We start from the raw sequence: 13,316 nt of genomic DNA on the forward strand, positions 1-13,316 counted from the left end.
TGAGCGCTCACAGGCCGTGCCGGGCGATGACGGCGGCGTACCAGCGGGCGCTGTCCTTGAGCGTGCGCTCCTGCGTCTCGTAGTCGACGTGCACGAGCCCGAACCGCTGCGCGTACCCGAAGGACCACTCGAAATTGTCGAGCAGCGACCACGCGAAGTACCCCTTGAGCGGCACCCCGCGGGCGATCGCGGCCGCGCAGGCCCGCAGGTGACCGTCCAGATAGGTCACCCGCGCCCGGTCGTGCACGGGCTCGTCGAACGCCGCGCCGTTTTCCGTGACGTACAGCGGGATGGCCGGGTAGTCCCGCTTCAGCCGGGTCAGCACGGCCAGCAGGCCGCCCGCGTCGATCTCCCAGCCGATCGACGTCCGGGGGTGGCCGCCGTCGACCTGGGCGACCCGGTCCGAGCCGACGTAGGCCGACGGCCGGGGCGCGCCGCCGCCGGCGACGAGCATGGGGGAGTAGTAGTTGACGCCGAGGAAGTCCAGCGGCGCCGAGATGGTCTTCAGGTCGCCCGGGAGCACGTGGTCGAACGACGTGACGCCGGCCAGGTCCGCCTGGACGTCGGCGGGGTAGTCGCCGAGCAGCACCGGGTCGAGGAACAGCCGGTTCTGCATGCCGTCGATCCGGCGGGCCGCGTCGACGTCGGGCGTGCCGCGGGTCGCCGGGGTGACCTCGGTCAGGTTGAGCGTGAGGCCGACCGTGCTGCCCGGCATGACTTCCGCGGCGAGGCCGTGGCCCAGCAGCAGGTGGTGGGCGGCGCGCACGGCGGCGCCGGGCTCCTGCCGGCCCGGCGCGTGCCGGCCGGTGGCGTAGCCCAGGAACGCCGAGCACCACGGCTCGTTCAGCGTCGTCCAGTGGGTGACGCGGTCGGCGAGCGCGTCGTGCACGATCGCCGCGTACTCGGCGAACCGCTGCGCGGTGTGGCGGTTCGGCCAGCCACCGGCGTCTTCCAGGGGCTGGGGCAGGTCCCAGTGGTAGAGCGTCGGCCACGGCTGGACGCCCCGCTCCAGCAGCGTGTCGACAAGTCGCCGGTAGAAGTCGAGGCCGCGCTGCTCGGCCACGCCGGACCCGGCCGGCTGGATCCGCGGCCAGGCGATCGAGAACCGGTACGCGCCGAGGCCGAGCTCCTGCATGAGCGCGACGTCGTCGCGGTAGCGGTGGTAGTGGTCGGCGGCGACGTCGCCGGTGTCGCCGCGGTCGACCTTGCCCGGGGTCGCGGCGAAGGTGTCCCAGATGGACGGACCCCGCCCGTCCTCGGCCGTCGCGCCCTCGATCTGGTAGCTCGACGTCGCCGCGCCCCAGAGAAAACCGGGTTCGAACGTGCTCACGCCTTGACCGCTCCTTCCATGATGCCGCCGATGATCTGCTTGCCGAAGGCCAGGAAGACCAGCAGCAGCGGGACGCAGGCGACGAGCGCGCCCGCGAACATCAGCGTGTAGTCGGTGTAGTAGCTCGTGGACAGCTGGTTCAGGGAGAACTGCACGGTCGGGTTGTCGTTCTCCAGCACCGCGATCGGCCAGAGGAACTCGTTCCAGGTGCTCATGAAGGTGAACAGCGCCAGCACCGACGCGCCGGGCCGCAAGGCGGGCAGCACGACCGTGAGGTAGATCCGGAACGTGGAGCAGCCGTCGATGCGGGCGGCCTCGATCAGCTCGTCCGGTACCGAGCGCTCGGCGTACTGCCGCATCATGAACACGCCGAACGCGGAGACGAGGAACGGCACGATGACCGCCTGCAGCCGGTTCTGCCAGCCCAGCTGCACCATGATCATGTACAGCGGGATGATGCCCATCTGCACCGGGATCATCATCGTGCCGAGGATGACCACCAGCAGCCCGTTGCGGCCGCGGAAGCGCAGCTTGGCGAAGGCGAACCCGGCCAGGGTGCTGAAGAACACGACGCAGACGGTGACGACCACCGACGCGATCGCCGAGTTCACCATGCCCAGCAGGAAGTTCGCGTCCTCCGCGGAGAACAGCCGGCCGACGTTGCCGAAGAGGTTGCCCCCGGGCAGCAGCGGCGGCGGCCAGTCGCCGACGATGTCGTTGGTCCGGGTGGCGACCACGAACAGCCAGTACAGCGGGAACGCCGACAGCGCGATCCCGGCCAGCAGCGTGACGTAGACCAGGGGAGAAGTCTTCCGCATCACTTCGACGACCTCCGGGTGATGAGGAAGTTGACGACCGCGAGGATGGTGATGAGCAGGAAGATCATCCACGCGATGGCCGAGCCGTACCCGAGGTCGGCGTCGCGGAAGGCCTTCTCGAACATGTACATCGACACGGTCTGGAACTGGCGCAGCGAGCCGCCGGAGATGGCGTAGGTGCCCTGGCCGAAGATCAGCGGCTCGGTGAACAGCTGCATGCCGGCGATGGTCGACATGATCACCGTGAACACGATCGCCGGGCGGATCATCGGCACCGTGATGCTGCGGAACTGCCGGATCTTGGACGCGCCGTCGACCGTGGCCGCTTCGTAGAGCTCGCGCGGGATCGACTGCATCGCGGCCAGGTAGATCAGCGAGTTGTAGCCGGTCCAGCGCCAGTCGACCATGGTCGAGATGGCGATCCAGGACGACCACTTGTCGGCCCGCCAGTCGACGGGAGCGACGCCGACGAGGTGGAGCAGGCCGTTGACCATGCCCGCGTCGCGGTCGAAGATCTGGCTGAACACGATGCCGACCGCGGCCACCGACGTGACGATCGGCAGCAGCACGCCCATCCGCAGCAGGAGCCGGGCCCGCAGCTGCTGGTTCAGCAGCGCGGCCACGACCAGCGCGAGCAGCAGCTGCGGCACGGTGGCCAGCACCAGCATGCCGAGGGTGTTGCCGACGGCGTTCCAGAAGTCCGGGTCGCCGAAGAGGGTGGCGTAGTTGTCGAGGCCGATGAACCCGCCGTCCCCGCCCAGGTCCCAGTCGTGCAAGGAGACCCACGCCGTGTAGAGCAGCGGGAACAGGCCGAAGACCGCGAAGAGGACGAAGAACGGGGCGATGTACAGGTACGGCGAGGCCTTGAGGTCCCACCGGGACAGCAGGCTGCCGCGTTCCCGCGGGCGCGGCGGCGCCGGGGGTTTCGCGGCCGCGCGGGGCCGTTGCTGGGTGACCAACTGGGTGTCCTTAATGGAGGCCGGGCGGGCGCACGGACTGATCGCGTGCGCCCGCCCGGCGGGCTACTTGACCAGGCGCTTGGCTTCGTCGATGGCTTTCGCCCACGCCTCGTCGGGCTGGAGCTTGCCTTGCTCGACGGCGAGCAGCGCGTTGGTGAACCGGTCGCCGATGGCGACGTTCGCCGGGCCGAGGTACACCGGCTTCACGGCTTTCGCGCTGGCACCGAAGATCTTCCCGACCGGCGCGTTGCCGAAGTAGGCGTTGGTCAGCCCCTGCACGACCGGGTCGTCGATGGCCTGCGGCGACGACGGGAAGTTGCCCTTCGCCTGGAACGCGCCGATCTGACCCTTGGCGCTGGTCAGGAACTTCACCAGCTCGACGGCCTGGTCCTGGTGCTTGCTCTGCTTCGGCACCGCGAGGAACGAGCCGCCGCGCACCGCGCCGTTGCCCGGCACCTTGGCGACGTCCCACTTGTCGGCGTTCTCCGGGCCGGCCTGCTTCTGGATGGTCGCCAGCATCCACGACGGGCACGCGATGGTGGCGAACGTGCCCTTCTTGAACCCGGCGTTCCACTGCGGGCTGTACTGGTCGAGGTTGGCCGACAGGCCGCCCTGGATCATCCCGACGGTCTGGTCGTAGGCGCTGCGCACGGCGGGGTTGCTGTCCGCGACGAAGGTGTTGGCCTTGTCGTAGTACGTGTGATCACCCTGTTGCATCAGGATGTTCTGGTACATGCCGCTGGAGGAGTCGTAGAACTTCGCGCCGGTGTTCGCGGTGAGGAAGCGCTTTCCCGTGGCCAGGTAGGCGTCCCAGGTCGGCCAGAGAGCGCCGACCTGGTCGCGGTCGACCGGCAGCCCGGCTTTCTGGAACAGGTCCTTGCGGTAGCACATGCCCTGGGCGCCGATGTCGGTGCCGAGCCCGATCAGCGTCCTGCCGTCGGCGGTCAGGGCCTGGTTCCACTTCCAGTCCAGGTAGTCCGGCTTGAGCGAGTCCGCGCCCTTGTCGAGGAGGTTGACGAACTTGTCCGGCTTCGCGACGTACTGGCTGATGATGCCCTCTTCGAGCGCCACGACGTCGCCGGCGCCGGAGCCCGCGGTCATCCACTGCTGCAGCTTGGGCGAGTAGTCGCCCAGCTTCCCGATGTTCTCCTCCTTGATGGTGACACCGGGGTGGCTCGCCTCGTACTGCTTGTACAGGGCGTCGTAGCCGAACTGGCTGAACGTCTTCACCACGAGGGTGACCGGGCCGGACGCGCTCTGCTGATCGTCGCTCGCCCCGCCGCAGGCCGCGGCGGCGACGAGGGTGGCGGCCATGGCGGTGGCCAGCAGTGTTCGCCTGAGTCTGGCAGGCATGAAACCTCCACTTACGAGGCCGATTCCGGAACCGCTAACAGTCCGTACGGCCTTCATCACGACTTTGTGAAAACACCTTCACCTGCTGCGACGCTGCGGCTGTGCCGGTGAGACGCTGGCTGGCTTGCGCCAGAATTGGAAGCGCTTACAGGACTGTAACCCGGAGTTGGCGCGGTTGTGAAGAGGCAGCTGTCAAGACCCCGCGACGGTTGACACACCGGCCGCCCGGAGCGCACCATCCCGCATTGACGCTGTGGCGTGCCGGCTCCTCCGATCCCCGCTCGATCCCCAGGAGAACCGGTATGTCCGTAAGACCCAGGCTGCTCGCAGCCTGTCTGCCTGTCGTGCTCGTCGTGTCGCTGGCCCCGGCCGCGCACGCCGACGCACCGTACGAACGCGTGCTCAACGGCACCTTCGACACCACCAAAGCCCCCTGGTGGAGCAGCGGGACCACACCGTCCCGAGTGGACGCCGGCCGCCTCTGCGCCGACGTCCCCGCCGGCACGGTCAACCCGTGGGACTCGATGCTCGGCGAAAACGACATCCCGCTCGAAGCGGGCCAGCCGTACACGCTGCGGTTCACCGCGACGGCCACCGCCGACGTCACGATCCGCGCCGGCCTCGCTCTCGCGGTCGCCCCGAGCACGACGATGTTCTCGAAGACCGCCGCCGTGACCGGCACCCCGAAGACGTTCACCTTCACCGGCAACTCCAGCCTGTCCACCCTGCGCGGCCAGGTGAACTTCCAGTTCGGCGGCGCCACCAAGGCCTACACGTTCTGCGTCGACGACGTCTCGCTCACCGGCGGCGCCATCGCGCCCGGCGGCGGCAAGGACTACGGCTCACCCGTGCGGGTGAACCAGGTCGGGTACGCGACGGCCGGGCCGAAGGAGGCGTCCATTGTGGATGCTTCGACGACGCCGGTCCCGTGGGAACTTCGCGACCGCAGCGGCAAAGTCGTCAAGAAGGGCCGGACCCAGGTGCGGGGTGACGACGCCGCCTCCGGCGACCACGTGCACATCGCGGACTTCGGCGGCTACCGCAAGGACGGCACCGGCTACACCCTCGCCGTCGGCGCGGCCGTCAGCGAGCCGTTCGACATCACGCGCAACCCGTACGACGGCCTGCGCAAGGACTCCCTGGAGTACTTCTACCTCGTCCGCAGCGGCACCCCGATCGACGCCGCCTACGCCGGCGACGCCTACGCCCGCCCCGCCGGGCACATCGGCGTCGCGCCCAACAAGGGCGACACCTCCGTGCCGTGCCTGCCCGGCACCTGCGACTACTCCCTCGACGTCAGCGGCGGCTGGTACGACGCCGGCGACCAGGGCAAGTACGTCGTCAACGGCGCGCTCGCCGCGTGGCAGCTCATGGACAGCTACGAGCGCTCGCTGTCCACAGGGGACTGGACGAACCTGAAAGACGGCCTGCTCAAGGTGCCTGAAGCGGGCAACCGCGTCCCCGACGTGCTCGACGAGTCACGCTGGGAGGTCGAGTTCCTGCTCAAGATGCAGGTCCCGGCCGGGCAGTCCCTCGCGGGCATGGCCCACCACAAGATCCACGACCTCGCCTGGACCGCGCTGCCGACCCAGCCCGAGGCCGACGCGCAGCCGCGTTACCTGCACCCGCCGTCCACCGCGGCGACGCTCAACCTGGCCGCCGCGGCCGCCCAGTGCGCCCGCGTCTGGCAGCCCTACGACCGCGCGTTCGCGGCTAAGTGCCTGGCCGCGGCCAAGACGGCGTGGCAGGCCGCGCTCGCTCACCCGGCGATCTACGCGCCGGCCGACGACAGCGTCGGCGGCGGCGCGTACGCCGACACGAACGTCACCGACGAGTTCTCCTGGGCCGCGACCGAGCTGTACGCCACGACCGGCGACCGGACCTACCTGAAGTCCATGACCGGCCGGATCACCGCCGACGGGTTCTCGTGGCGCGACACCGGCGCGTTGACCGACCTCACGATCGCCCGCCTCCCGTGGCGCTTCCCCCTGGATCGCGTCCTGGGTGCCCGGCAGCGGGTGCTGAGCGTCGCCGACCAGTACGTCCGCAACGTGAACAGCCAGGGTTACCCGAACCCGTTCGAGGACGCGGCCTACCCGTGGGGCTCGACCAGTTCGACCACGAACAACGCGCTGGTGATCGCGACGGCGTACGACCTGACGCACCGGCCGGGCTACCGCGACGCCGTCCTCGAGTCGATGGACTACCTGCTCGGCCGCAACGGGCTGAACCAGTCGTTCGTCACCGGCTACGGCGAACGGGCCAGCACCAACGAACACGGCCGGATCTGGGCCCACCAGCTCGACCCGAAGCTGCCGACTCCGCCGCCGGGCTCGCTGGCCGGCGGCCCGAACAGTGGGCTGCAGGACCCGGTCGCCCAGCAGAACCTGCCCGGCTGCGCGCCCGCGAAGTGCTACATCGACGACATCTTCTCGTACTCCACGAACGAGACGGCGATCAACTGGAACTCGTCACTCGCCTGGATCGCGGCCTTCGCCGCCGGCACAGGCACCCGCTGACGTCCGCTCCGGAAGCTGGTCTGCCGCGGCTGGTCGTGAGTGTTCAGGGCGGTTAGAACCGCCCTAAACACTCACGACCCCACCGGTGGACCCGGCCACGCAGACCCACCCGCCGCAGGTACCGCCGCACCAAGGCGGTGCCGACCCCCGGGCCCCGCGGCAGCCCGTTCCCCCGGAAAGAAGGAGGTCCACAATGCGGTGGACAGCCCGCGTCATCGCGGTGTCGGCGCTCTTGCTCGTCGGCACCGCGGTGCCCGCGAACGCCGCCAGTCCGCTCGACCTGACCAGCGGCTTCTACGTCAACACGGGTTCGGCGCCCGCCCAGTGGGTGGCGTCGCACTCGAGTGACTCACGAGCCTCGAAGATCAACGCGGCCATCGCGTCGAAGCCGATCGCGAAGTGGTTCGGCAACGACAGCGCCATCGGCACGTCGGTGGCGAGTTACGTCAGTGCCGCCGACAGCCACGACAAGCTCCCGGTGCTCGTGGCGTACAACCTGCCCGGCCGCGACGCGTGTGGCGGCGAATCCGGTGGGGGAGCGGGGAGTCTCGGCGCATACAAGACGTGGATCTCGAGCTTCGCGGCCGGCGTCGGGACCCACCCGGCGGTCGTGATCATCGAGCCGGACGCCCTCGGTGACTTCGACTGCATGAGCAGCGCGCAGATCGCCGACCGGAACACGATGCTCACGTACGCGACGCAGATGTTCAAGCAGAAGGCCCCGAACACCTACGCCTACCTCGACGGCGGCAACGCCGGCTGGGTGGCGGCGGCGACCATGGCGAGCCGGCTGAAGGCCGCCGGGGTGGCCAACGTCCGCGGCTTCTCGGTGAACGTGTCGAACTACTACACCACCAGCCAGTCGATCAGCTACGCCAATTCGGTGAAGTCGGGGGTGGGCGGCAGCGCGCAGTTCGTCATCGACACCAGCCGCAACGCCAACGGCTCCAACGGGAACTGGTGCAACCCGGCCGGGCGCAAGCTCGGTGTCACCGCGCAAGCCGGTGGTGGCGCGGAGATGCTCCTGTGGGTGAAGACGCCCGGTGTCTCCGACGGCGAGTGCGGCATCGCGCCGACGGTGCCGGCGGGGACGTTCAGCCCGGACATCGCCGTCCGGCTGATCGACGGCACGTGAAACGCTTGACACACAACACTGTAAGCGCTTACAAAGGAGGCTGAGCGAAGGAGGTCGTCGATGGGCTGGCGGTTCGCCGTGAGCACGCTGGGCATGCCGGGCATCCCGGTGCGCGAGGCCGCCAATACCGCGTCGGCGCACGGGTGCGAAGGCCTGGAGCTGCGGGTGCACGCGAGCGAGGAAGTCCACTTGGGACTGCCGGGCCGGGCCGTCGACGACCTCCGTTCGCTCCTTTCCGGTCAAGGGCTCGCCGTCGCGTGCCTGGCCGGGTACGCGAAGGTCTGCCGCCCCGGCCCCGACGGGCCGGTGATCGGCGAGCTGCGCGCGTTGATCGAGCTGGCGCACCGGATCGGCGCGCCGGCCGTGCGTGTCTTCCCGGGCGGCGACGGCGATGCGCGGTCCCGGATCGAAGCCGTCCTCGACGACCTGCGTGACTCCGGGGTGCGCCTGCTGCTCGAAACCCACGACTCGCGTCCCACCGGCGCCGCGGCCCTGGAGGTGGTCGAGCCGTTCGGCGACCCGGACCTGGTCGCCGTCCTGTGGGACGCGGTGCACCCGTGGCGCGCCGGGGAGGAACCGGCCGTCACCCGCGAGGTGCTGGGCCGCTACCTCGGCTACTTCCAGGTCAAGGACGCCGTGGGCCGCGACGACCCGACCCCGGTGCCGCCGGGCGACGGCGCGATCCCGCTCTCCGAGTGTGGCGAACTCCTGCGTTCGTGGTCGGGCTGGATCTCCCTGGAGTGGGAGAAGGCCTGGTACCCGGCGCTCGCGCCGATCGACGTCCCCCTGCGCGCGGCCGCGGCCTGGTTCCGCCGGTACGCGCTCCCCGAATGACGAGGTGGAAATGACGAAACACAGCTTGGGTGTCGTGCTCAACGGCGTCACCGGCCGGATGGGCTACCGCCAGCACCTGGTGCGCTCGGTCCTGGTGATCCGCGAGCAGGGCGGCGTCCTGCTCGCCGACGGCTCCCGCGTGCAGCTCGAACCGCTGCTCGTCGGCCGCAGCGACGACAAGCTGTCCGAGATCGCCGGCCGGCACGGCCTGACCCGCTGGACGACCGACCTCGACACCGCCCTCGCCGACAAGGACTTCCCGCTGTACTTCGACGCGCAGCTGACGTCGGTCCGCGAGAAGTCGATCAGCCGGGCGATCGACGCGGGCAAGCACATCTACACCGAGAAGCCCCTGGCGGAATCCGTCGAGGGCGCGTTGACGCTCGCCCGGCAGGCGGCCGCGGCGGGCGTGAAGAACGGCGTCGTGCACGACAAGCTGTACCTGCCCGGCCTGCGCAAGCTCGCACGGCTGGTGGACAGCGGGTTCTTCGGCCGGATCCTGTCCGTGCGCGGGGAGTTCGGCTACTGGGTCTTCGAAGGCGACTGGCAGAGCGCGCAGCGGCCGAGCTGGAACTACCGGGCCGAGGACGGCGGCGGGATCGTCGTGGACATGTTCTGCCACTGGAACTACGTGCTGGAGAACCTGTTCGGCGCGGTCCGCGCGGTGACCGCGCGCGCCGTGACCCACATCCCGTCCCGGGTGGACGAGCAGGGCACCACCTACGACGCGACGGCCGACGACGCCGCGTACGCGATCTTCGAGCTGGACGGCGGGGTCGTCGCGCAGCTGAACTCGTCGTGGTGCGTGCGCGTGCACCGCGACGAGCTGGTCGAGTTCCAGGTGGACGGCACGCGGGGGAGCGCGGTGGCCGGCTTGCACAAGTGCGTCGTCCAGCCGTGCGAGGTGACGCCGAAGCCGGTGTGGGACCCGGACCTGCCGGAGACGCGGGACTACCGCGCGCAGTGGCAGGAGGTGCCGGACAACGCCGAGTTCGGCAACGGCTTCAAGGCGCAGTGGGAGCAGTTCGTCCGCCACGTCGTCGCGGACGAGCCCCACCCGTACGACTTCCTGGCCGGCGCGCGTGGCATTCGCCTGGCCGAGGCGGGGCTGGAGTCGTCACGTACTGGTCGTCGCGTGGAGCTGGCGGCGCTGAAGGCCTGAAACGACACCGAGCCCGGCAGCGCGTCGCTGCCGGGCTCGGGGGTCGGCCGGGTCAGGCGCCCGGACCGGAGTAGATCTCCGAGGCCTTCGGCGCGGTGACCGTCGTCGGCTTGTCCCAGTCGCTGAACTCCATCGTGCCGCTCTTCGGCTCCTGCATGCGCAGCAGGTAGTGCGGCTCGGCGGCGGCCACCGTCGCGGTGCCGTCGGAGCTGGTGAAGTTCAGGGCCGGGACGCCGCCCGCGGTCGTCTGCTCGCCGCCGGAGAAGGTCGCCGAGTCGATCTCGCCGATGGTGTTGTCGGTGAAGGTCTTGTAGTCGAGGAACTGCTTGAACGCCTCGCCCATGCCGGCGCCGATCTGGGACGTCGAGGGCACCCACTTGTCCTTGAGCGGCTTGCTCAGCGACGCCGGGATCCCGGCCTCCTTGATCAGCGACTCGCTGAACCGGAAGTAGTACTTGTCCCCGACGCGCAGCACCGGGACCTCGAGGCCGTCCTTCACGATGGTGCCGCTCGCGCTGTCCGGGTTGAGCTGCAGGTCCAGGTTGATGTTCCCGCCCTCGGAGACGGTGCCCCGCACGTGCACGGCCTTGGCCTGCTTCGCGGCGGCGACCACGGCGGTCCCGGCCTGCTTGGCGTCGAGCGACGCGGCCTTGGCCTCGGCGGAGGTGGACGCGGCGGCGGGAGCGGCGGACGCGCCGGCCGGCTCGGCGGTCCCGGAGGTGCTGGAGCACCCGGCGGAGATCAGGGCGGCGACGGCCCCGGTGGCGATGAGCGCTCCCAGGCGGAGTCGAGACATGAGCGATGGGTCCCCTCGTGAAGGTCCGGGCGTCCCGGACACGAACGGACTATCGACCAAGCGGGTGATCCGTTACGCCCTGTTGGAGGAGATCACCTTCATCGCCCGAAAGGTGTGGTTTCGACGTCTTCGACGTAGCCGTGTGCTCACCTTCCGCAATGTCTCGCGAGGTGTCACAAACTCCGGTCCGACGGCATCTCGAGGTCGATCACCGAGACCTCAAGGAGAACCCCGTGAACATCGCACTGTGGATCGCCGCCGGACTGCTCGCCGTCGTCGCGCTGACCGGTGGGGTCAGCAAGACCTTCGTGGCCAAGGAGAAACTGGCCGGGATCCCCGGCGGGCAGTGGACCGGGGACTTCGGTGCCGGCTTCGTGAAGACCCTCGGGGTCCTCGAGCTCCTGGCCGCGATCGGCCTGGTCCTGCCCGCTCTCACCGGCGTCGCGCCGGTGCTGGTGCCGGTCACCGCCGCCTGCTGGGTGGTGCTGATGATCGGCGCGATGATCACCCACCTCCGCCACGACGGTGCCGGCCGGTTCGTGGCGCTGAACCTGACCTACCTCGCGCTCGCGGCGTTCGTGGCGTGGGGCCGGTTCGGTCCCGCGCCGTTCACCGCCTGAACGCCGTCAGGCGACCTCGTTCAGCTTCCCGGTCGCGACGTCGAAGACGAACCCGCGCACCGAGTCCTTCTTGGGGATGTACGGGCTGTTCTTGATCCGCGCGATCGACTGGCGGACGTCGGTGTCGAGGTCGGTGAAGGCTTCGGCGGCCCACGCGGGCTTGACGCCGACGTCCTCCTGGATCGACTTCTTGAAGTCGTCGTCGGTGAAGGTCAGCATCCCGCAGTCGGTGTGGTGGATGAGGATGATCTCCTCGGTGCCGAGCAGCCGCTGGCTGATGGCCAGCGACCGGATCTCGTCCTCGGTGACGACACCGCCGGCGTTGCGGATGACGTGGGCTTCGCCTTCGTTGAGGCCGAGGACGCCGTAGACGTTGATGCGGGCGTCCATGCAGGCCAGGACGGCGACGTGCTTGGCGGGCGGCAGCGGCAGCGGCCCGGAGAACTGCGCGGCGTACTCGGCGTTGTTGGCCAGGAGGTCGTCGGTGACCGACATGGTGGTCCTTCCGCGGTAGTAGTGGCTCGGCCGAGTGGACCCTTCCATGCGGCCATGCGCAACCGTGCCCATGACCTGGGACCGGACTGGCCCGAACGGGTGCCGCACCCATCCGCGCGGGCCGCCGCGCCGAACGCGCGTGTCCGTCCACTCCGGACGCGCCCCTGCGCCGAACGGGGGCATAACGCCTCACCGTCGCAGATCGTATGACCCCGGTGGCCTGCGACGACGCGCTCCGACCCGTCGAAAGTCGCTGCCGCACAAGGGAAAGCCCGGCCTAACCTCCGGTGGCCCGCGGACGGCGTCCTCCCCGCTCCCCACCGTCCGCGCGGTTTCCTTCGCCGACGAGGAGATGCCGAGATGCGGAAACTGTCCACCGTCTTCTGCGCCGCTGTGGTGGCGGTGCTCGCCCTGGCCTTGCCGGCCGGCGCCGCCCCGCTCGCCGCCGTCCAGGCCGCTGCCGCTGTGCCGATGTCCGCGCCGGGCGGGACCGTGCCCGGGCTGACCGGGGCCGCCGCGAAGGCCGCCGCCGGGCCCGCGGCCGACCGGTTCCTGGAGGTCCGCCGGGCGCAGGCCGGCCGCGCGGCGCCCCGGGCCGCCGCGCAGAAGCACACCTTCTGGGGGCCGGAACCCCAGCTGGTCACCAGCGCCGACGGCCTGGTCGTGACCCAGAGCGTCACGCCGAGTCTGCGGATCTCCCACTCTTCGGACGTCGTCTACGCGCCGACGATGAAACCCACCGGGCACTCGTGCGTCGAGGTGGTCACCGCGTACGGGCTCGGCCAGGCAGCGCAGGTCTGGGCGTGGGACTGGTGCCGATCGGTGTCGCCGGCCAAGGTCGTGCCGATCGACAGCGCGTTCCTCGCGAACTACACGAGCACCGTCGACGGGCACCCGGCCTACACGGTGCAGGAGGTCCGGACGAACACCACGGCCAACAGCTGGACCGCGTCGCTCCGCAACGTGAAGACCGGTGTGTGGGACACGCTCTTCACCCAGAGCGGCAGCGACCAGAGCGGGCTCGACGAGGGCTGGGACATCTTCGAGCTCTACTCGACGCGCAACCCCGCGACCGGCAACGCCTACTATTGCGCGGACGCGCGGGGCGCGGTGTTCGAGTCGAGCTCGCTGCGGCTGCGCGTCGCCGGGCAGTGGGTGGCGGCGTCGGCGACGAACTCGCCGCTGCGGCCCACCGCGAACCCGCGGCCCGCCGACTACGACTGCTCGACGTTGCGGTTCGAGGTCCCGTCGCCGAACAGCACCTGGCGCGTGACCGTCTGAGACCAGGGTGAACG

Annotated in this window: 12 protein-coding genes; 6 read left to right on the forward strand and 6 right to left on the reverse strand. The window is 70.0% G+C overall.

All coding sequences use genetic code 11. From position 1 onward, the window contains the following. Positions 1-7: 7 nt before the first annotated feature. The 4 genes from OG439_RS05005 to OG439_RS05020 form a co-directional block, all read right to left on the reverse strand. A complete protein-coding gene (locus OG439_RS05005) occupies positions 8-1,330 on the reverse strand; it encodes a GH1 family beta-glucosidase (protein WP_326948154.1) in 1,323 nt (440 codons plus the stop codon). Beyond that, positions 1,327-2,148, reverse strand: coding sequence for a carbohydrate ABC transporter permease (locus OG439_RS05010; RefSeq protein WP_326948155.1), 822 nt, complete (start codon positions 2,146-2,148; stop codon positions 1,327-1,329). Before OG439_RS05010 ends, OG439_RS05005 begins: the two co-directional genes overlap by 4 nt. Then, positions 2,148-3,107, reverse strand: coding sequence for a carbohydrate ABC transporter permease (locus OG439_RS05015; protein WP_326948156.1), 960 nt, complete (start codon positions 3,105-3,107; stop codon positions 2,148-2,150). The genes OG439_RS05010 and OG439_RS05015 overlap by 1 nt, the downstream gene beginning before the upstream one ends. Positions 3,108-3,170: 63 nt before the next feature. Further along, positions 3,171-4,460 (reverse strand): ABC transporter substrate-binding protein, encoded by a 1,290-nt coding sequence (locus tag OG439_RS05020; protein WP_326948157.1) that lies wholly within the window; start codon positions 4,458-4,460, stop codon positions 3,171-3,173. Between the two features lie 302 nt (positions 4,461-4,762). Here OG439_RS05020 and OG439_RS05025 point away from each other — a divergent pair, with 302 nt between their 5' ends. The 4 genes from OG439_RS05025 to OG439_RS05040 all read left to right on the forward strand — a co-directional run bounded on the left by OG439_RS05025 (position 4,763) and on the right by OG439_RS05040 (position 10,110). Continuing rightward, complete coding sequence (locus OG439_RS05025) at positions 4,763-6,979, forward strand: glycoside hydrolase family 9 protein (protein ID WP_326948158.1); 2,217 nt, start codon at positions 4,763-4,765, stop codon at positions 6,977-6,979. A 193-nt stretch (positions 6,980-7,172) separates the two neighbouring features. Then, a complete protein-coding gene (locus tag OG439_RS05030; RefSeq protein ID WP_326948159.1) occupies positions 7,173-8,114 on the forward strand; it encodes a glycoside hydrolase family 6 protein in 942 nt (313 codons plus the stop codon). Between the two features lie 60 nt (positions 8,115-8,174). Further along, a complete protein-coding gene (locus tag OG439_RS05035) occupies positions 8,175-8,948 on the forward strand; it encodes a sugar phosphate isomerase/epimerase family protein (RefSeq protein ID WP_326948160.1) in 774 nt (257 codons plus the stop codon). Positions 8,949-8,958: 10 nt separating this feature from the next. Further along, complete coding sequence (locus tag OG439_RS05040) at positions 8,959-10,110, forward strand: Gfo/Idh/MocA family protein (protein WP_326948161.1); 1,152 nt, start codon at positions 8,959-8,961, stop codon at positions 10,108-10,110. A gap of 52 nt (positions 10,111-10,162) precedes the next feature. Here the strand turns inward: OG439_RS05040 and OG439_RS05045 are convergent, their stop codons facing one another. Beyond that, positions 10,163-10,906, reverse strand: coding sequence for a hypothetical protein (locus OG439_RS05045; protein WP_326948162.1), 744 nt, complete (start codon positions 10,904-10,906; stop codon positions 10,163-10,165). Between the two features lie 233 nt (positions 10,907-11,139). On the opposite strand from OG439_RS05045, the gene OG439_RS05050 reads away from it, so the two are divergent. Continuing rightward, entirely contained in the window at positions 11,140-11,526 is a 387-nt protein-coding gene (locus OG439_RS05050; protein WP_326948163.1) for a DoxX family protein, read from the forward strand. Between the two features lie 6 nt (positions 11,527-11,532). Here OG439_RS05050 and OG439_RS05055 read toward each other — a convergent pair whose 3' ends face one another. Beyond that, positions 11,533-12,021: a beta-class carbonic anhydrase gene (locus tag OG439_RS05055; RefSeq protein ID WP_326948164.1), complete on the reverse strand. Its 489-nt coding sequence runs from the start codon at positions 12,019-12,021 to the stop codon at positions 11,533-11,535. A 360-nt stretch (positions 12,022-12,381) separates the two neighbouring features. On the opposite strand from OG439_RS05055, the gene OG439_RS05060 reads away from it, so the two are divergent. Next, entirely contained in the window at positions 12,382-13,302 is a 921-nt protein-coding gene (locus OG439_RS05060; protein WP_326948165.1) for a carbohydrate-binding protein, read from the forward strand. Positions 13,303-13,316: the final 14 nt, after the last annotated feature.

The sequence above is a fragment of the Amycolatopsis sp. NBC_01307 genome, from assembly GCF_035975215.1.
Lineage (GTDB): Bacteria > Actinomycetota > Actinomycetes > Mycobacteriales > Pseudonocardiaceae > Amycolatopsis.

Bases quoted from the DNA above. Each gene is read 5' to 3' on its own strand.
- OG439_RS05020 (WP_326948157.1), bottom strand. From the start codon at position 4,460: ATGCCTGCCAGACTCAGGCGAACACTGCTGGCCACCGCCATGGCCGCC.
- OG439_RS05010 (WP_326948155.1), bottom strand. From the start codon at position 2,148: ATGCGGAAGACTTCTCCCCTGGTCTACGTCACGCTGCTGGCCGGGATC.
- OG439_RS05025 (WP_326948158.1), top strand. From the start codon at position 4,763: ATGTCCGTAAGACCCAGGCTGCTCGCAGCCTGTCTGCCTGTCGTGCTC.
- OG439_RS05035 (WP_326948160.1), top strand. From the start codon at position 8,175: ATGGGCTGGCGGTTCGCCGTGAGCACGCTGGGCATGCCGGGCATCCCG.
- OG439_RS05030 (WP_326948159.1), top strand. From the start codon at position 7,173: ATGCGGTGGACAGCCCGCGTCATCGCGGTGTCGGCGCTCTTGCTCGTC.
- OG439_RS05045 (WP_326948162.1), bottom strand. From the start codon at position 10,906: ATGTCTCGACTCCGCCTGGGAGCGCTCATCGCCACCGGGGCCGTCGCC.
- OG439_RS05055 (WP_326948164.1), bottom strand. From the start codon at position 12,021: ATGTCGGTCACCGACGACCTCCTGGCCAACAACGCCGAGTACGCCGCG.
- OG439_RS05040 (WP_326948161.1), top strand. From the start codon at position 8,959: ATGACGAAACACAGCTTGGGTGTCGTGCTCAACGGCGTCACCGGCCGG.
- OG439_RS05060 (WP_326948165.1), top strand. From the start codon at position 12,382: ATGCGGAAACTGTCCACCGTCTTCTGCGCCGCTGTGGTGGCGGTGCTC.